At 72.6% G+C, this 19448-nt stretch carries 10 protein-coding genes; 5 read left to right on the top strand and 5 right to left on the bottom strand.

What is annotated here, in order from left to right; all coding sequences use genetic code 11:
- Nucleotides 1-71: 71 nt before the first annotated feature.
- Both treS and AB0Q99_RS07175 read right to left on the bottom strand, forming a co-directional pair.
- Entirely contained in the window at nt 72-1796 is a 1725-nt protein-coding gene (treS, locus tag AB0Q99_RS07180; protein ID WP_363569313.1) for a maltose alpha-D-glucosyltransferase, read from the bottom strand.
- Nucleotides 1793-3748, bottom strand: a complete 1956-nt coding sequence (locus tag AB0Q99_RS07175) for an alpha-1,4-glucan--maltose-1-phosphate maltosyltransferase (RefSeq protein WP_363569629.1) — start codon at nt 3746-3748, stop codon at nt 1793-1795. The genes treS and AB0Q99_RS07175 overlap by 4 nt, the downstream gene beginning before the upstream one ends.
- Before the next feature lie 1166 nt (nt 3749-4914).
- Between AB0Q99_RS07175 and glgP the strand changes: the two genes are divergently transcribed.
- Nucleotides 4915-7584: an alpha-glucan family phosphorylase gene (gene glgP, locus AB0Q99_RS07170; RefSeq protein WP_363569312.1), complete on the top strand. Its 2670-nt coding sequence runs from the start codon at nt 4915-4917 to the stop codon at nt 7582-7584.
- Between the two features lie 178 nt (nt 7585-7762).
- On the opposite strand, the gene AB0Q99_RS07165 is transcribed toward glgP, so the two are convergent.
- The 3 genes from AB0Q99_RS07165 to glgX form a co-directional block, all read right to left on the bottom strand.
- Nucleotides 7763-9553 carry an ABC transporter ATP-binding protein gene (locus tag AB0Q99_RS07165; protein ID WP_363569628.1) on the bottom strand — a complete coding sequence of 597 codons (1791 nt, stop codon included), beginning with the start codon at nt 9551-9553 and terminating at the stop codon, nt 7763-7765.
- 53 nt (nt 9554-9606) lie between these two features.
- Nucleotides 9607-11493 (bottom strand): ABC transporter ATP-binding protein, encoded by a 1887-nt coding sequence (locus AB0Q99_RS07160; RefSeq protein WP_363569311.1) that lies wholly within the window; start codon nt 11491-11493, stop codon nt 9607-9609.
- A 237-nt stretch (nt 11494-11730) separates the two neighbouring features.
- The gene (glgX, locus tag AB0Q99_RS07155) at nt 11731-13980 is read right to left on the bottom strand and encodes a glycogen debranching protein GlgX (protein ID WP_363569310.1); all 2250 of its coding nucleotides are present in this window, start codon (nt 13978-13980) and stop codon (nt 11731-11733) included.
- 408 nt (nt 13981-14388) lie between these two features.
- Between glgX and AB0Q99_RS07150 the strand changes: the two genes are divergently transcribed.
- The 4 genes from AB0Q99_RS07150 (at nt 14389) to AB0Q99_RS07135 (ending at nt 19434) form a co-directional block, all read left to right on the top strand.
- Nucleotides 14389-15657 carry an Ig-like domain-containing protein gene (locus tag AB0Q99_RS07150; protein WP_363569309.1) on the top strand — a complete coding sequence of 423 codons (1269 nt, stop codon included), beginning with the start codon at nt 14389-14391 and terminating at the stop codon, nt 15655-15657.
- Nucleotides 15658-15915: 258 nt separating this feature from the next.
- Nucleotides 15916-17130 carry an Ig-like domain-containing protein gene (locus AB0Q99_RS07145; RefSeq protein ID WP_363569308.1) on the top strand — a complete coding sequence of 405 codons (1215 nt, stop codon included), beginning with the start codon at nt 15916-15918 and terminating at the stop codon, nt 17128-17130.
- A gap of 165 nt (nt 17131-17295) precedes the next feature.
- Nucleotides 17296-17841, top strand: coding sequence for an ATP-binding protein (locus tag AB0Q99_RS07140; RefSeq protein ID WP_363569307.1), 546 nt, complete (start codon nt 17296-17298; stop codon nt 17839-17841).
- A 609-nt stretch (nt 17842-18450) separates the two neighbouring features.
- On the top strand, nt 18451-19434 hold the full coding sequence (locus tag AB0Q99_RS07135) for an EamA family transporter (RefSeq protein WP_363569306.1): 984 nt from the start codon (nt 18451-18453) through the stop codon (nt 19432-19434).
- Nucleotides 19435-19448 lie beyond the last annotated feature (14 nt).

Raw genomic sequence — 19448 nt, 5'->3', positions numbered from 1 at the left:
GTGGTCCAACTGGCGCCCCCGGAGGGTCTGGTGGTGCGCCCGTGGCGGGTGCGGCGGGGCGCGGCGGATCGTTACTTCGACCGCCTGGTCCCGCTCAGGCGCGGGGGCTGCCGGAGCTGGAACCAGTAGAAGCCGTGCCCGGCCAGGGTGAGCAGGTAGGGCCACTCGCCGATCGACGGGAAGCGCACCCCGCCGATCAGCTCGACCGGGTACCGTCCGCCGTACTGCCGCAGGTCCAGCTCGGTCGGCTGCGCGAACCGCGAGAAGTTGTTCACGCACATGACCAGGTCCCCCTCGTACTCGCGCACGAAGGCCAGCACGGCGGGGTTGCTGGACGGCAGTTCGGCGTAGCTGCCGAGGCCGAACGCCGGATTGAGCTTGCGGATCTCGATCATGCGACGCGTCCAGTGCAGCAGCGAACTCGAACTGCTCTGCTGCGCCTCGACGTTGGTCACCTGATAGCCGTACACCGGATCCATGATGGGCGGCAGACTGAGCCTGCCCGGGTCGGCGGAGGAGAAACCCGCGTTGCGGTCCGGGGTCCACTGCATCGGCGTGCGCACGCCGTCCCGGTCGCCGAGCCAGATGTTGTCGCCCATGCCGATCTCGTCCCCGTAGTAGAGGACCGGCGAGCCGGGCAGGGAGAACAGCAGGGCGGTGAACAGCTCGATCTGGTTGCGGTCGTTCTCCAGCAGCGGGGCGAGCCGCCGGCGGATGCCCACGTTGGCGCGCATCCGGGGGTCCTTGGCGTACTCCGCGTACATGTAGTCGCGCTCCTCGTCGGTGACCATCTCCAGGGTCAGCTCGTCGTGGTTGCGCAGGAAGATGCCCCACTGGCAGCCGTTGGGGATGTGCGGGGTCTTGGCGAGGATCTCGGACACCGGGTAGCGGGACTCGCGGCGCACCGCCATGAAGATCCGCGGCATCACCGGGAAGTGGAACGCCATGTGGCACTCGTCGCCGCCCGAGGTGAAGTCGCCGAAGTAGTCGACGACGTCCTCCGGCCACTGGTTGGCCTCGGCGAGCAGCACGGTGTCGGGGTAGTCGGCGTCGATCTCCTTGCGGACCCGCTTGAGGAACTCGTGGGTCTCCGGCAGGTTCTCGCAGTTGGTGCCCTCGCGGGCGAACAGGTACGGCACCGCGTCCAGCCGGAAGCCGTCGATGCCGAGGTCGAGCCAGAACCGCAGCCCGGCGATCATCTCGTCCTGGACCCGGGGGTTGTCGTAGTTGAGGTCCGGCTGGTGCGAGAAGAAGCGGTGCCAGTAGTACTGCTTGCGGACCGGGTCGTAGGTCCAGTTGGAGGTCTCGGTGTCGACGAAGATGATCCGGGCGTCCGGGTACTGCTTGTCGTCGTCGGCCCACATGTAGAAGTCGCCGTAGGGCCCGTCCGGGTCCGTCCGGGAGGCCTGGAACCACGGGTGCTGGTCGCTGGTGTGGTTCATGACGAAGTCGATGATCACCCGCATGCCGCGGGCGTGCGCGGCATCGGTGAACGCCATGAAGTCGGCGAGGTCGCCGAACTCCGGCAGCACCGAGGTGTAGTCGGAGACGTCGTAGCCGCCGTCGCGCAGCGGCGAGGCGAAGAACGGGGGGAGCCAGAGGCAGTCGACCCCGAGCCACTGGAGGTAGTCGAGCTTGGCCGTGAGCCCCTTGAGGTCCCCGACCCCGTCGCCGTTGCTGTCCTGGAAGGACCGCACCAGCACCTCGTAGAAGACCGCACGCTTGAACCACTCGGGGTCCAGGTTCTTCTTCGAGGTCTCGGGGAAGGTGTCGGGGACGGGCTCGTTCACTGTCACGCTGGGTTCCTCCGAACCGTGAGGAGGTGAGCCGGCTCGGCTGAGGGATCGAGCCGGACGTAGTTGTGCCGGCCCCAGGTGTAGACGGCGCCGGTGAGCTCGTCGTGCACCGCGTACGGGCCGTCGCCGTCGAGCGTCACGGTGGCCTCCTGGACGTGGTGCGGGTCGAGGTTCACCACGGTGATGACCTGGTCGGTGAGGCCCTCGGGGGTGGTCGCGGTCTTCGAGTAGGCGAGCACCTGGTCGTTGTCGGTGGGGTGGAAGCGCAGGTCGCGCAGCTGCTGCAGGGCGGGGTGGCGCCGGCGCAGCCGGTTCAGCACGGTCAGCAGCGGGGCGAGGGTGTCGGTGCGGCTCCAGTCGCGCGGGCGCAGCTCGTACTTCTCCGAGTGCAGGTACTCCTCGGAGCCCGGGTGGGCCGGCTCGTTCTCGTACAGCTCGTAGCCGGCGTAGACGCCGTAGCTGGGCGAGAGGGTGGCGGCGAGCACCGCGCGGACGGCGAAGGCGGCGCGGCCGCCGTGCTGCAGGTAGGCGTGCAGGATGTCCGGGGTGTTGGCGAAGAAGTTGGGGCGCATGTAGGCGGCCGCGTCGCCGGTGAGTTCGGTGAGGTACTCGGTCAGTTCCGGCTTGGTGGTGCGCCAGGTGAAGTACGTGTACGACTGGTGGAAACCGATCTTCGCCAGGGTGTGCATCATCGCCGGGCGGGTGAAGGCCTCCGCCAGGAACACGACATCGGGGTCGGTGCGGGCGATGTCGGCGAGCACCTTCTCCCAGAACACCACCGGTTTGGTGTGCGGGTTGTCGACCCGGAAGATCCGTACGCCGTGGGACATCCAGAACCGCAGGATCCTGATGGTTTCCTTGACGATTCCGTCCATGTCCTGGTCGAAGTTGATCGGATAGATGTCCTGGTACTTCTTGGGCGGGTTCTCGGCATAGGCGATGGTGCCGTCCGCGCGGTGGCTGAACCATTCCGGGTGCTTGTTCACCCAGGGGTGGTCCGGGGAGCACTGGAGGGCGAAGTCGAGCGCCACCTCCAGGTTCAGCTCCCGGGCCTCGGTGACGAAGTGGTCGAAGTCCTCGATGGTGCCGAGGTCCGGGTGGACCGCGTCGTGGCCGCCCTCGGGGGAGCCGATCGCCCAGGGCGAGCCGACGTCGTGCGGACCGGCCGTCAGGGTGTTGTCCGGGCCCTTGCGGAAGGCTCGGCCGATCGGGTGGACCGGCGGCAGGTAGACCACGTCGAAGCCCATCGCGGCGACCGCCGGCAGCCGTTCGGCGGCGCTGCGCAGGTCGCCCGGGCGCGGCGGCTCGACGCCGCTCGGGTCCACCACGGCGCCCTCCGAACGGGGGAAGAACTCGTACCAGGAGCCGAACAGCGCGCGCTCGCGGTCCACCTGCAGCGGCAGCGGGCGGGAGGCGCTGAGCAGTTCGCGCAGCGGGTGGCGGGCCAGCAGCTCCAGCACCTCGGGGGCGAGGGCGGCGGCCAGCCGGGACAGCGGCGGCATGGTCGGGTCGCGCAGCGCGTCGGCGGCGGCCAGGACGTCGGCGCGGCCCTCCTTCTTCGGCACACCGGCCGCGGCCTGTTCGAACAGCCGGGCGCCCTCCTCCAGGACCAGCGCGGTGTCGATCCCGGCGGGCAGCTTCACCGCGGCGGTCCTGCGCCAGGTGGCGATCGGGTCGCTCCACGCCTCCACCAGGTACGACCAGCGGCCGGGCGCGGTCGGGGTGACGTGCGCGCCCCAGCGGTCGGTGCCCTCGGCGAGCTCGCGCATCGGCGTCCACGGGCCGCTGCGGCCGCGCGGGTCGCGCAGCACCACGTTGGCGTTGACGGCGTCGTGGCCCTCGCGGAAGACGGTCGCGGTGACCGCGAAGGTCTCGCCGACGACGGCCTTGGCGGGGCGGCGGCCGGAGTCGACGAGCGGGCTGACGTCCAGGACGGGGATGCGGCCGATCACGGTGTCGCTCTCTGTCGTGCGGGCGGCGGTCTTGCCGGCTGCGGTCTTGCTGACGGTGGTCTTGGCGGCTGCGGTCTTGCTGACGGCGGACTTGGCGGCGGTCCTGGCCGCGGGTTTCGCGACGGCCTTCGCGGCGGGTGCCTTCGGGGCGGCCGCCTTCTTCGCGGCGGCCGTCCGGCGCGGCGCGGGGCCGTCGGTGCCGGTGTCGGCCTTCGGGGTGGTGGCCGACGCGGTGGCGGTGGTGCGACGCGTGGTGGTGCGCCTGCGGGGTGCCGCGGTCCGGTCCTCCTCGGCCCCGGGTTGTCGGGCCGCCGCGGAGGAGTGCGCCGGCTGTGCCGGGGAGGGCTGTGCTGCGGGGGGTCGGGATTCGGAGGATCCGCCACCGACCGCCCCGGACGCCCTGGGCGCAGGCATCGGGGGATCTGTCCGAGTGTCAGAATCCATCCGTCCGGCGGATTCCGCGACCGCTGCGTCGAGGCTTTCGGCCACCGGTGTGGACTGGTCCCGCGTGTCGCCGTGCATGCCAAACTCCTGCCCGAGATCGGCGGCAGCTCCCGCGGGCCGGGGTCGGGCCAGGGGAGTACCGGGAGGACTGCTGGGTGGGGAGGACGCGCGACCGGAGCCTGCCCGCGTCGCTGTCCCCGGCAACCTGCCCGGCGCCCGCCGAGCCGGTGGCGGAACGCCCCGGAGCCCGTGCGCGTCCCGGCGCACGCCTCCGGGGGCACGCCCCAGGGCGGCCCGGTCCACCCGTGAACGAGCGGGCCGGGCGCGAGGACACGAGTCGGTGCGCGGTGAGCGCCGAATGGGCTAAGAAGAACGGGAACGGTCAACGTGAAAAGGATTCGGACGTGCTGCTTCGAGGAGGGCGCCACCCGTCGCCGCACTCCCCACAGCATCAACGACCTTCGGTCATCCTCGCACTGCCGACAAGGTTTTTGCAGCGGTACGACAGTAGTTTCGGGCCTTCTCCCGAGCGGATGCGCCACCGGAAATGGATCCGTACCGCAGAGTTCACGCATTGGTAGCGCGGGCCCTCGAAATGTGCGCCGCGCGCGCCCCCCGTGCAGACCAATGCGCCGAATGCGATCTCATCAATAGGCCGAACGGATGCCCAATAGCCCACTTGACGCACTGTCGGGGCGACCGCCGAGGCTACGCTTCACGCCGTGAAGGCAATCCGCAGATTCACCGTCCGCACCGTCCTGCCCGAACAACTCCAGCCGCTGCACGAGCTGGCCCTCAACCTGCGCTGGTCCTGGCACCCCGAGACCAGGGACCTGTTCCGGTCCGTGGACCCGGAGGTCTGGGCCGCGACCGGCGAGGACCCGGTGCGGCTGCTCGGGGAGGTCCCGGCCGCCCGGCTCGCCGCGCTCGCCGCCGACCGGCGGTTCCTGCGCAGACTCGGCGACCTCGCCGACGACCTGCGCGACTACCTGACCGGCCCGCGCTGGTACCAGATCCAGCAGCAGGGGTCCGGCGCCGCCCCGCTGCCCGCCGCGATCGCCTACTTCTCGCCCGAGTACGGCATCGCCGCCGCGCTGCCGCAGTACTCCGGCGGGCTCGGCATCCTGGCCGGCGACCACCTCAAGGCCGCCAGCGACCTCGGCGTCCCGGTCGTCGGCGTCGGGCTGTTCTACCGGCACGGCTACTTCCGGCAGTCGCTCGGCCGGGACGGCTGGCAGCAGGAGCGCTATCCGCTGCTCGACCCGGACGAGCTCGCGGTCAGCCCGCTCCGGGAGGCGGACGGCACCCCCTGCCGGATCGACCTCGCCCTGCCCGGCGGCCGCACCCTGGCCGCCCGGATCTGGAAGGCCCAGGTCGGGCGGGTGCCGCTGCTGCTGCTCGACTCCGACATCGAGGCCAACTCGCCCGCCGAACGCGAAGTCACCGACCGGCTGTACGGCGGCGGCAGCGAGCACCGGCTGCTGCAGGAGATGCTGCTCGGCATCGGCGGGGTACGGGCGGTGCGCGCCTACTGCCGGCTCACCGGGCACCCCGCCCCCGAGGTCTTCCACACCAACGAGGGCCACGCGGGCTTCCTCGGCGTCGAACGGATCCGCGAACTCGTCGCCGAGGACGTGGCCGGACTCGACTTCGCGGCCGCCCTGGAATCCGTCCGCGCCGGCACCCTGTTCACCACCCACACGCCGGTCCCGGCCGGCATCGACCGCTTCGACCGCGACCTGGTCGCCCGGCACTTCGGCGGCGACGCCGCGCTGCCCGGCGTCCCGGTCGACCAGGTGCTCGCGCTCGGTGCCGAGACCTGGCGCGGCGGGGACCCGAAGCTCTTCAACATGGCCGCGATGGGCCTGCGGCTGGCCCAGCGCGCCAACGGGGTCTCCACCCTGCACGGCGAGGTCAGCCGCTCGATGTTCAACGGCCTCTGGCCCGGCTTCGACCCCTCCGAGGTGCCGATCACCTCCGTCACCAACGGCGTGCACGCCGCCACCTGGATCGACCCGGCGGTGGTCCGGCTCGGCGCCGCCGAGATCGGGGCCGAGCGTGCCGAGGAGGCGATGACCACCGGCGAGGCCACCCGCTGGACCGGACTGGAGGCGATCGGCAACACCGAGATCTGGGACCTGCGCCGCGTCCTGCGCGCCCAGCTGGTGGACGAGGCCCGCCGCCGGCTGCGCGCCTCCTGGCGCCAGCGCGGGGCCGGCGAGGCCGAGCTCGGCTGGGTCTCCTCGGTGCTCGACCCCGACGTGCTCACCATCGGCTTCGCCCGCCGGGTGCCCTCGTACAAGCGGCTCACCCTGATGCTGCGCGACCCGGAGCGGCTGCGCGCCCTGCTGCTGCACCCCACCCGGCCGGTGCAGATCGTGGTGGCCGGCAAGGCCCACCCGGCCGACGACGGAGGCAAGCGGCTGATCCAGCAGATGGTCGCCTTCGCCGACGACCCGGCCGTCCGGCACCGCATCGTCTTCCTGCCGGACTACGACATGGCGATGGCCCGGCACCTCTACCCGGGCTGCGACGTCTGGCTCAACAACCCGCTGCGCCCGCTGGAGGCCTGCGGCACCTCCGGGATGAAGGCCGCGCTCAACGGCTGCCTCAACCTGTCCGTCCTGGACGGCTGGTGGGACGAGTGGTACGACGGCCGCAACGGCTGGGCGATCCCCACCGCCGACGAGAGCGGCGGTGTGCTCGACCCGGACAGCGGCGAGGCCGAGCGGCGCGACGACATCGAGGCGACCGCGCTCTACGACCTGATCGAGGAGCAGGTCGCCGCCCGGTTCTACGACCGTGACGCGGACGGGCTGCCGCACCACTGGATCGCCATGGTCCGGCACACCCTGGTCACCCTCGGGCCCAAGGTGCTCGCCGGCCGGATGGTCCGCGAGTACGTCGAGCGGCTGTACGCCCCGGCGGCGCTGGCCCAGCGGGAGCTGGCGGTCGGGGGCGACCGCGGGGCGCGGGAGCTGGCGGTCTGGAAGGCGAAGGTCCGGGAGGTCTGGCCGGCCGTCCGGGTCGAGCACGTCGAGGCCGACTGCCCGGCCGAGGCCCAGGAGCTGGGCAGCTCGCTGGCGCTTCGGGTGCAGGTCGCGCTCGGCACGCTGGAGCCGGGCGACGTCGAGGTCCAGGTGGTCTCCGGCCGGGTGGACGAGTCGGACGGCATCTCGGACGCCTGCCTGCTCGCCCTCAAGGCGGTCGGCGGGCCCGACCTGGACGGCCGCACCCGCTACGAGGGCGCGCTCGAGCTGTGCCGGACCGGCCCGTTCGGCTACACCGTCCGGGTGCTGCCCGCGCACCCGCGGCTGGCCTCCCCGGCCGAGCTGGGGCTGGTCGCCCTGCCGGCCGAGTCGGCCGGGATGGACGCGGGGCTGCTGCGCTGACGGCCCACCGGACGACCGCCGTGCGCCCCTCGCGGACGGCGGTCGTCCGCGTGCCCCCCGCGGTTCGGAAGGCCGGCCTGCGGGTCGGAAGAGGGCTCAGCGGGCCGGGAGGGCGGCCCGGCCGGGTGCGTAACGGCGCACCCGGACGGGCACATTCGGGGGCGGGCGGGTCGGCCCGCTAGACCAGGCTGTCCCGCCAGGCCCGGTGGAGGGCGGCGAAGCGGCCCGAGCCGTCGATCAGCTCCCGCGGGGAGCCGTCCTCCACGATCCGGCCCTGGTCCATCACCAGGACGCGGTCGGCGATCTCCACGGTGGAGAGCCGGTGCGCGATGATCACCGCCGTCCGGCCGGCCAGCACCGTGCGCATCGCCCGCTGGACGGCCTGCTCGCCCGGAACGTCCAGCGAGCTGGTCGCCTCGTCCAGGATCAGCACCGCCGGGTCGGCCAGCAGGGCGCGGGCGAAGGCCACCAGCTGGCGCTGCCCGGCCGAGATCCGGCCGCCGCGCTTGCGCACGTCGGTGTCGAAGCCGTCCGGCAGCGCCGCGACGAACTCGTACGCGCCGATGTCACGGGCGGCCCGTTCGACCTCCTCGCGGGTGGCGCCGGGGCGGCCGATCGCGATGTTCTCGGCGACGGTGCCGGAGAACAGGAAGGACTCCTGGGTCACCATCACCACCCCGCGCCGCAGCTCGGGGGTGGCCAGCTCGCGCAGGTCCACGCCGTCCAGCCGGATCCGGCCGTCGGTCGGGTCGTAGAAGCGGGCCAGCAGCTTGGCGACCGTCGACTTGCCCGCGCCGGTCGCGCCGACCACCGCGACCGTCTGCCCGGCCGGGATCAGCAGGTCGAAGGGCGGCAGCACCTCCTTGCCGGTGCGGTAGGCGAAGCGGGCCCGTTCGAAGGACACCTCCCGGCCCCGGCCGGCCGGCCGGGGCAGCTCGGTCGGCTCGGCCGGCTCGGCGACGCTCGGCTCGTGGGCGAGCAGCCCGGCGATCTTCTCCAGGGCGGCGGCGGCCGACTGGTAGCTGTTCAGGAACATCGCCAGCTGGTCGATCGGGTCGTAGAGCCGGCGCAGGTAGAGCACGAAGGCGGTGAGCACGCCCAGCTCCAGCGCGCCGTCGACGGCCAGGTACCCGCCGAACAGCACCACGCCGGTGATCCACGCGTTGGCGGTGGCCCGGGAGAGGCCGACGTAGCGGGCGATCTCCAGCAGGCCGTCCGCGGTCGCGGTGGCGGACTGCCGGTTGACGACGGCGAAGGCGGCGTCGTTGGCCTTCTCGCGGCGGAAGGCCTGCACCGGGCGGATGCCGTTCATGGTCTCGGTGAACCGGACGATCAGCGAGGCGGCCGAGGTGCGGGAGCGGCGGTAGACCCGGCGCGAGCGGTTGCGGAAGGACCGGGCGATCAGCCCCAGCGGCACGACCGACGCCAGCGAGACCAGGCCGAGCCGCCAGTCCAGCACCAGCAGCAGCACCGAGATGTAGCAGACCGACAGGAAGACCGTCAGCAGCTCCTGCAGGCCCTCGGAGAGCAGTTCGCGCAGCGCGTCGATGTCGCTGGTGGCCCGGGAGATGATCCGGCCCGAGGTGTAGCGCTCGTGGAAGTCCAGGCTCAGCCGCTGGGCGTGCCGGAAGATCCGGCCGCGCAGCTCCAGCAGGATGTCCTGGTTGATCCGGGCGCTGACCTTGATGAACACCCACTGCAGCACCGGGCTGAGCAGCGCGCAGAACAGGTACCCGGCGACGACCGCGACCAGCGGGCCCGAGTCGTGCTCGCGCAGCGCCGGGACGGCGCGGTCCATCGCCACCGCGACCAGCAGCGGGCCGGACTGCAGGGCGGCCTGCTGGACCAGGATCACCACCATCGCGACGGCGATCCGGGCCCGGTGCGGGCCGAGCAGCGAGCGCAACAGCGCCCGGGGCGCGCCCGGCGGGACGGGGATGTCCTCCTCGTCGGCCGGGGGCGGGGGCAGCTCCTCCTCGGCGGACCGGGCGGGCCCGGCCTCCGTGGGTTCGGCGGTCGTGGTCACGGGGCTGCACTTCCTTCGGGCACGCGGGCGGCCTCGCCGGACATCAGTTCGCGGTAGTGCGCGCAGTCGCGCAGCAGTTCCTGGTGGGTGCCGACGGCCTCGATCCGGCCGTCCGCCAGCACCGCGACCCGGTCGGCGAGCAGCACGGTGCTGGGGCGGTGGGCGACCACCAGGGCGGTCGCGGAGCCGAGCACCTCGCGCAGTGCCCGCTCGACCAGGGCCTCGGTGTGCACGTCCAGGGCGGAGAGCGGGTCGTCCAGCACCAGGAAGGCCGGGTCGCCGACCACCGCGCGGGCCAGCGCGAGGCGCTGGCGCTGGCCGCCGGACAGGCTCAGGCCCTGCTCGCCGACCTCGGTGTCCGCGCCCTCGGGGAGCTTCTCGACGAAGCCGGCCTGGGCGGTGGCGAGGGCGGTGCGCAGCTGCTCCCCGCTCGCGCCCGGGGCGCCCATCAGGACGTTCTCCCGGACGGTCGCGGAGAACAGGGTGGGCTCCTCGAAGGCGACCGCGACGAGTTCGCGCAGCCGCTCCCGGGGCAGCTCGCGGATGTCCCGGCCGTCCAGCGTGATGGTGCCGGCGGTGGTCTCGTACAGCCGGGGGAGCAGCGCGGTCAGCGTGGTCTTGCCGCTGCCGGTGGCGCCGACCAGGGCCATCGTCTCGCCGCTGCGGACGTGCAGGTCGATGCCGTCCAGCAGGTCGGGGCTGTCGGCGGGGGCGTCGGGGTAGCGGAAGCGGACGCCGGTGAAGCGGATGCCGTCCGGGGCGGCGAGCCCGGTGGCGGTGCCCCGGTCCGGGGTGTCCGGCTCGTCCAGCACCTCGAAGAAGCGGTCGGTGGCGGTGGCGGCCTCGTTGGCGTAGGCGAGCAGCCAGCCGAGCGACTCGACCGGCCAGCGCAGCGCGAGCGCGGTGGAGAGGAAGGCGACCAGGGTGCCGGCGCTCAGCTCGTCGTGGGCGACCAGGTAGGCGCCGGCGGCGAGGGCGCCGCCGAGGGCGATCTCCGGCAGGCCGATGATGACGGCCCAGAGCCCGGCGAGCAGGTGGGCCTTGTGCAGCTCGGTGCGGCGCAGCTCCTGGGACCGGGCCCGGAAGCGCTCGGCCATCGAGCGGTGGCGGCCGAAGGCCTTGAGGATCCGGATGCCGAGCACGGACTCCTCGACCACGGTGGCGAGGTCGCCGTTCTGGTCCTGGGCGAGGCGGGAGGCGCCGGAGTAGCCGGACTCGAACGTCCTGGTGATCAGGAACAGCGGTACGGCGGGCAGCAGGGCGATCAGCGCGAGCCGCCAGTCCTGGGTGAACATCACCACCGTGCCGGCCAGGAACATCACCGAGTTGACGACCAGGAAGACCAGCGGGAAGGCCAGGAACAGCCGCATGGTGTACATGTCGGCGGTCGCCCGGGAGAGCAGCTGGCCGGAGCCCCAGCGGTCGTGGAAGGAGACCGGCAGCCGCTGGAGCTTGGCGAAGAGGTCCCCGCGCATCGCCGTCTCCAGCCCGGCCAGCGGGCGGGCCAGCACCACCCGGCGGGTGTAGAAGAGCCCGGACTCGAAGAGGCCCAGGAACAGCAGCAGGCCGACCGGCGGCCAGAGCGCGGTCAGGTCGTGCGTGGCGAGCGGGCCGTCCACGATCCGGCCGAGGAGCACCGGGACGGCGAGGGTGCTCAGCATGCCGAGCGTGGCGGCCGTCACGGAGACGGCCAGCCGGCCGCGGACGGCACGCGCGTACGGCCACAGGCGCAGCAGCGAGCGGACCGTGGAACGCTGCGGTCCGCTCGCTGCTGCGCCGGTGGTCGCGGTGGTGACGTCGGGGCCGTCGGGTTCGCCGGGTTCGCCGGCCCGGTCGGTCCCGCCGGCGGGTGGGTTGTCGGTGTCACGTCGGTTCTCGGCCATCGCGGTGAGGGTAGGCAGAGAGCCCGTCACTTCTCATCCGGTTTTTCGCCGCGGTCGGCGGCGCTCGGCGAGAACCGGCCACTCCGCGGGCGGCGCGCAGGGTGAACGGTGGGGGCGTGCGCGGCGATTCGTGCAGGGATAAGTGCGCCGTGCGCCTCCGGCAGGCCGAAACGCGCCGGTGCGAGCCCTGGCGGACGTCGGGCTCGGGGCTGCTGTCGGCGCTGCCGCGCCACCGCGTCAGGCGCGCGGGGCGGGCGAGCGCAGCAGTTGCAGCGAGCGCCCGCCCAGGACGACGGTGCCCCTCGGGTGCGGCTCGCCGGGGTCGGGTCCGGCGGTGCCCGCAACGGCCGTGCCCGGGTCCGCCGTGTCGAGCACCGTCCGGTAGGCGGCCTCCGGCGCCGCCCAGGGCTCACCGGGCAGGGTGAACACCACCGCCCGGTGGCCCGCGTTGAGCAGCAGCAGGAAGCTGTCGTCCCGCAACGGCCGCCCGGCGTCGTCCCGTTCGGACATCGCGCTGCCGGACAGCAGCATGCCGAGGCAGGCGGTCGGCGCGAACCAGTCGGCCTCGGTCATCTCCTTGCCCAGCGGGGTGAACCAGGCCAGGTCGGGCTGGCCGCCGGGGGTGGTGGCCCGGCCGGAGAAGAACGCCCGCTGCCGCAGCACCGGGTGCGCGCGCCGCAGCCGGACCAGCCGGGCGGTCAGCTCGCACAGCTCCCGCCAGCCGGGCTCCGCCAGCAGTGACCAGTCCAGCCAACTGACCTCGTTGTCCTGGCAGTAGGCGTTGTTGTTGCCGCCCTGGGTGCGGCCCATCTCGTCCCCGGCGGTGAGCATCGGGACGCCGGCGGAGAGCAGCAGGGTGGCCGTCAGGTTGCGCAGTTGACGCAGCCGCAGCGCGTTGACCGCAGGGTCGGCGGTCTCGCCCTCGGCGCCGTGGTTCCAGGAGCGGTTGTCCTCGGTGCCGTCCCGGTTGGCCTCGCCGTTGGCCTCGTTGTGCTTGCGGTCGTAGGAGACCAGGTCGCGCAGGGTGAAACCGTCGTGCGCGGTCACGTAGTTCACCGAGGCGTACGGGCGGCGGCCGCCGCGCTGGTAGAGGTCGGAGGAGCCGGACAGGCGGTAGCCGAGCTCCCGTACGTCCGGGCGGGCGCCGCGCCAGAAGTCCCGTACGGCATCGCGGTACTTGTCGTTCCACTCCGCCCACAACGGGGGGAAGCCGCCGACCTGGTAGCCGCCCGGGCCGACGTCCCAGGGCTCGGCGATCAGCTTCACCCGGCTGAGCAGCGGGTCCTGGGCGACGGCGGCGAGGAAGGGGTGGTCCATGTCCACGCCGTCGCCGCCGGGGCCGCCGCGGGCGAGGGCGGCGGCGAGGTCGAAGCGGAAGCCGTCCACGCCCATCTCGGCCACCCAGTAGCGCAGCGAGTCGGTGACCAGCCGGATCACCTGCGGGTGGCGGGTGTCCAGGGTGTTGCCGCAGCCGGTGTAGTCGGCGTAGCCGCGCGGGTGGTTCGGCGGGAGGCGGTAGTAGGCGGCGTTGTCGATGCCGCGCAGCGAGAGCGTCGGGCCGAGTGCGCCGCCCTCGGCGGTGTGGTTGAACACCACGTCCAGGATCACCTCGATCCCGGCGGCGTGCAGGGCGCGGACCATCCGCTTGAACTCGCCGACCTGGCCGCCGCGCGAGCCGGAGGCGGAGTAGCCGGCGTGCGGGGCGAAGTAGCCGACCGTGTTGTAGCCCCAGTAGTTGACCAGGCCGCGCGCCTGCAGGTGGTCCTCGCTGGCGTGCTGGTGGACCGGCAGCAGCTCGACGGCGGTCACCCCGAGGCGGGTGAGGTGGGCGATCGCGGCGGGGTGGGCGAGGCCGGCGTAGGTGCCGCGCAGGTGCGGGGGGATGTCGGGGTGACGCATGGTGAAACCGCGCACGTGCAGTTCGTAGAGGACCGTCTCGGCCCACGGGGTCTTCGGGCGGTGGTCGTCGTACCAGTCGTCGTCGTCGTGCACGACCACGGCTCTGGGCACGTAGGGGGCGGAGTCGCGGTTGTCCCGGACGGTGTCGGCGACGTCCGCCTCCGGCCAGTTGCGGACGGCGGCGCAGGCGGCGTCGTGCGAGGTGTAACAGCCGTCGACGGCGCGGGCGTACGGGTCCAGCAGCAGCTTGGCCGGATTCCAGCGGGCCCCGGTCCACGGGTCCCACCGGCCGTGCACGCGGAACCCGTAGCGGGTGCCGGGGGGCACCCCGGGCAGGAAGCCGTGCCAGACCTGGCAGTCCTGTTCGGTGAGCCGGTGCCGGCTCTCCCGGTCGCCGTCGTCGAAGAGGCACAGCTCGACGGCCTCGGCGCCGGCCGCCCAGAGCGCGAAGTTGGTTCCCGGGAGGCCGGTCCGGTCGGTGTGGAAGCGGGCGCCGAGCGGCTGCCGGCTGCCGGGCCGCGGTGGCTCGGCGGTGTGCGGGCCGCCGTCCGGCCGTACCCCGGCTTCCAGCTCCTGACCTGACGCCATGGCCGTACCCTCCCTGGGCGGGGTGTCCCGGACCCCGTGCACTTCCTCATTCCCGGATTGCGCAGATCGGAAGCCGCTGAACGGGGGCTTACCGGCGGATGGCGGGCAGGGGGGCGCCGACGGAGGGCCGTCCGCCGTGCGGTCGGGCGCCTCCCCGCCGCGGGGTCGCGGGCCGCCCGGTGGGTCCCCCGGTCGGCGGCGGCCGCCGGCCCCGGCGCGGACGGCACGCGTTCGCGCCGGGTTCACCCCGGCTTCACCCGCTTCCGTTCGACTCCCGCGCGAATCCGTTCGAACGGCCCGGTTATCCTGCTCCGACGCGTCCGCAGTCCGGCGCGAAAGATCGGCGCCCGGTGCAACTCATGGGGGCACTCAACGCGTCAAGAGAGTGGATACCGGGAGGGGACAACCGTGAAGACGGGTAAGACGGCCGGCGCCGCGATACGCACCACCAGCCGCTACGGGCGCAGGGGGGCGATGGCGTTGGTCATGGGTGGGGTGCTGCTGCTCACCGCGGCCTGCAACGACGACAAGGGCAGTGGTTCCGGCGGCTCGGGCGGGGGCGCCGCCGCCGGTGCGTCGGCATCGGCGGACGCGGGTGGTTCGGGGGGCTCGGGCGGTTCGGGGACGCCGAAGACCTCGGCCGCGGTGATCTCCGTCGAGCCGAAGGACGGTGCCCAGGACGTCCAGCCGTCCGGGCTGCAGGTGTCCGTCTCCAACGGCAAGCTCACGACGGTCGAGGTGACCGACAAGGACGGCAAGCCGGTCGCGGGGGCGATCACGCCGGACGGCGCCGGCTGGAAGCCGTCGGCGGCGCTCACCGTCGGCATGGCGTACAAGGTGAACGCGCAGGCCAAGGACGCCGAGGGCCTGGTGGCCGCGTCCACCACCTCGTTCACCACCCTGACGCCGGACAAGAAGATCTCCACCAACGACAACATCAGCGACGGCGCCACCTACGGCGTCGGCATGATCGTCTCGGTGGAGTTCAACAAGCCGGTCAAGAACAAGGACGCCGTCGTCCGGGGGATCAGCTTCGAGACCAGCAACGGCACCGTGGTGAAGGGGCACTGGTTCGGCGACAAGCGGGTGGACTTCCGCCCTGAGCAGTACTGGGCGCCGGACACCAAGGTGACCATCAAGTACCGGCTGAAGAACGTCGAGGTCGCCCCGGGCGTCTACGGCGACGTGGACAAGGACGAGCCGTTCACCATCGGCCGCTCGCAGGTCTCCACCGCGGACGCCAAGTCGCACCAGATGACCATCGAGCGGGGCGGCCAGAGCACCACCGTGCCGGTCACCCTGGGCGCGGACGCCACGCCGTCCTGGGGCGGGACCATGGTGGTCATGTCCAAGGAGAAGGTCACCCGGATGAACTCGCAGACCGTCGGTCTCGGCGGCGAGTACGACATCCAGGACGTGCCGCACGCGATGCGGCTGACCACCTCCGGCACCTTCGTGCACGGCAACTACTGGGCCAACCCGTTCGGCAAGAGCAACGCCAGTCACGGCTGCGTGTCGATGCAGGACGTCAAGGGCGGCAGCGACACCTCGGTGGCGGGCAAGTTCTTCAACGACTCGATGGTCGGTGACGTCATCAAGATCGTGAACACCAAGGAGAAGACCGTCTCGCCCTCCAACGGGCTCGGCGGCTGGAACGTGGACTGGGCCGCCTGGTAGGCCCTACCCGCAGGTGCGCCCGGGTACTCCGGGCGCACCTGCGAGTTCTCAGGAGCGGTCCGATCCTCACCCGTTGGGGTCGGGCCGCTCCGGTTTCCGGGGCGCACCGCCCCGCGCATGGCGCAACCTTTCCGATGGCCGGGTGCGTACGCCCGGCCGGGTCCGTCGCAGGTCCGTCGCGGATCCACGGAAGTACGGGGAGTACGCGGAGTACGGGGAGTTCGGGGAGTTCGGGGATTTCCGAGGGAGGAATCGACAGTGAGGTCGATACGCACAGTGGTGGCCGCCGGTCTGGTCGGCGGGGCGATGGCGCTGACGGCCGCCTGCGGCGGGGGCGCCGGGGGTGGCAGCGCGGCCAAGGCCGACCTGGGGGCCGGTGCCGGTGCCGCCAAGCCCGCGGCGGCGTCGGCCGGTTCGACGCCGAAGGTCTCGAAGGCCGCGGTGAGCATCGAGCCCAAGGCCGGCTCGGTGGACGTGGCGCCGAACGCGCTGAGGATCGGCGCGACCGGCGGCAAGCTCACCACCGTCAAGGTGAGTGACCGGACCGGGACGGAGGTGCCCGGCACCATCGCCGCCGACGGCTCCTCCTGGACGCCGTCGGCCGCCCTGGCGGTGGGCACCGCCTACCAGGTCAGCGCGATGGCCGCGGACGCCGACGGCGTGGTCGCCACGGCGGACAGCAGCTTCACCACGCTGACCCCGACGGCGCTCGCCAAGGCCTCGGACAACGTGGACGACAACGCCACCTACGGCGTCGGCATGATCGTCTCGGTGAACTTCAGCAAGGACGTCAAGAACCGGGACGAGGTCGCCAAGGGCATCACCTTCGAGACCAGCAACGGCACCGTGGTGAAGGGCCACTGGTTCGGGGACCGCCGGCTGGACTTCCGTCCGGAGCAGTACTGGGCGCCCGGCACCAAGGTCGTGGTGCACTACCGCCTCAAGAGCGTCGAGATCGCCCCCGGGGTGTACGGCGGGGACCGCGACGAGCCCTTCACGATCGGGCGATCCCAGATCTCGACGGTTGACGCCGCCGAGCACCGGATGACGGTCGTCACGGCCGGGCGGTCGAGCGACATCGACATCACCGCCGGCTCGCCCGAGCACGCGACCTGGAACGGCACGATGGTCGTGATGGCCAAGGAGGGCGTGGTGCGGATGCAGTCCAGCACCCTGCCCGGGATGACCGGCGCCCCGTACGACCTGCAGGTGCCGCACTCGATCCGGCTCACCGACAGCGGCACGTACGTGCACGGCAACTACTGGAGCAACTCCTTCGGCGAGGACAACGTCAGCCACGGCTGCGTGGGGCTCAAGGACGTCAAGGGCGGCGGGGACTCCACCTCGATGGGCACGTTCTACGCCGGCTCGATGGTCGGGGACGTGGTGGTCGTGAAGAACTCGATCAAGAAGGAGACGCTCGACCCGTCGAACGGGCTGAGTGGCTGGAACCTGCCGTGGGCCTCCTGGTAGTCGGCGGTCGCGCGGGCGCCCGGTAGGGCGGGGTCGGGGTCGACTCGGGCTTGACGGACGTCGGTTCGAGTCGGCCCCGGCTTGCATCCGGCATATGCCGACTCGGGAGAGATCGTTTGCTCATTGTCCGTACGCGGCCGCTTGCGTTCCGCAATGATGGTCCGCATGGCGGGTTGGGGCGAAACAGATCAGTCATCGGTTCCAAGGGTCGGCACGGTCGCCGAGGCATCCTGGATCGACGTCCAGGGGGCGCTCTCGGCGCTGGAACGGCTCAGCTCCGAGGAGCTGGAGGAGATGTATTCCGGCAGGCTGTGCGATCAGTCCGCGCCGAGCGAGGTACGGCTGCCGTCCCGGCCGGAGTCGGGCCCGGTGGCCCGTCGGCTGGTGCTCTCCGTCCTGGAGTCCTGGGAGCTCCACCAGCACCTGGAGGCGGGCGAGTTGCTCACCAGCGAGCTGGTGGCCAACGCGGTGCGGCACGCCGCCGGGCGCACCATCGGTCTGCACGTCAGCCGCAAGCCGGGCTGGCTGCGGATCGAGGTCCGCGACTCCTCCCGGGCGCTGCCCTGCATGATCCTGGCCGAGCCCAGGCCGGTGAACGAGCGGGGGCGCGGGCTGAAGGTGGTCGACGACCTCTCCGACCGCTGGGGTGCGGACCTGCTGCCGCGGGGCAAGGGGGTCTGGTTCGAGCTCAAGGTGCGCGAGCGGCACTGAGCGGTACGTGAGTCGTGCCGAGTCGTACCGAGTGGCGCCGGGCGGGCTGTTCCGGCCGTCCGGCCCGGGAAAACACGCGGGGCCCCCGAAGTCGCCGTGGTCCGGCGGATGGGGGCCCCTGCAAGTCATCGCGCCGGCCAAGGGGGTGCGTGCCGCGCGATGGGCGTCGGCAGTGCCAGGTCGGGCCCGCCGAAGTCTCGTGCCCGGGGCGGCGTGTTCTCCGCTCGCCGTCGGGCAGTACCGACTATCGCATGGATCTCAACATGTGGGCAAACTGGGCGACTGGGAATCCAAGGCTTGCAACGTAGTCCACCTTTGGATTTTGCATAGGTTAACGTCGCGGCCTGTGAATATTCATGATCGCGAGCCCTGTCTGGCTTTCCCGGAATTGCCCGAGGGGTGTCCGGGTAGCATCGGGGACGTGAATTCGTACTGGCACGTCGTGCTGCCGCCCCTCAGCGCCTGACCGGGCGCACATGTCGGTGGCTTGATTCCTGAACCCCCCGGTCCGGCCCGCTGAGGTGCCGCGGGGCGGTGGTGTGCGCCCGTTCTCGGAGCAGTTCTCCTGACGGTCTTCGACGACGGAAGTTCACGACTGTGCCGAATCGTTTGTCCGAGCCTGCGCGCTCGACCCGCTCCTCCCGCCCGAACCCCCCGGTCCGCCCGAACCGCCCGGCCCGGCGCACCCACGCGCTCGGCGGGCCGGTGCCGATCCTGGCGGCGGCGCTGCTCTGGGGCACCACCGGGACCGCTGCTTCGCTGGTGCCCGCGGGCACCCCGGCGGCCGCGGTCGGGGCCGCCGGTCTGGTGCTCGGCGGACTGCTGCTGTTCCTGTCCGACCGCTCCGCCCGGGAGTTGCCCCGGATCTGCGGGCCGCGCGAGCGCCGGCTGCTCGCACTCGGCGCGGTCGCGGTGACGGGCTACCCGCTCACCTTCTACCCGGCGGTGGGCCGGACCGGGGTGGCGGTGGCGACGGTGATCGCGCTGGGCAGCGCGCCGGTCTTCACCGGGCTGCTCGGGTGGCTCACCCGGCAGGGCCGGCCGAGCGGCCGGTGGGCGGTGGCCACCGCGTCGGCCGTGCTCGGGTGCGCGGTGCTGGTGCTGGGGCCCGAACTCTCCGGCGGCGGTCGGTCGGTGGACGCCCTCGGGGTGCTGCTGGCGGCGCTCTCCGGGCTCTCGTACGCCGGGTACTCGCTGATCGGCGGGCGGCTGATCGCGGCGGGGCGCCCGTCCGCCGGGGTGATGGGGGCGATGTTCGGCGGAGCGGCGCTGCTGGTGCTGCCGGTGCTGCTCCTCGGCCCGCTGGGCCGGCTGCTCTCGGTGCGCGGCGCCGGGGTCGTGCTGCACCTCGCCGTGGTCACCACCTACCTCGCGTACCGGCTGTTCGGCCACGGCCTGCGGCACGCCACCGCGCAGACCGCCACCACGCTGACCCTGGCCGAGCCCGCCGTCGCCGCCGTGCTGGGCGTGGTGGCGCTGGGGGAGCGGCTGCCCGCGGTCTCCTGGTGCGGCCTCGCCGTCCTGGCGGGCGCACTGGCCTGCCTCGCGCTGCCCGACCGCCGTCGGAGTGTGCCAACCGGACCGGAACGATGACCTGTTGACGGCTC

The sequence above is a fragment of the Kitasatospora sp. NPDC086791 genome, from assembly GCF_040685975.1.
In the GTDB taxonomy this organism is placed as follows: Bacteria; Actinomycetota; Actinomycetes; order Streptomycetales; family Streptomycetaceae; genus Kitasatospora.
This window is presented reverse-complemented; position numbering and strand designations above follow the sequence as displayed.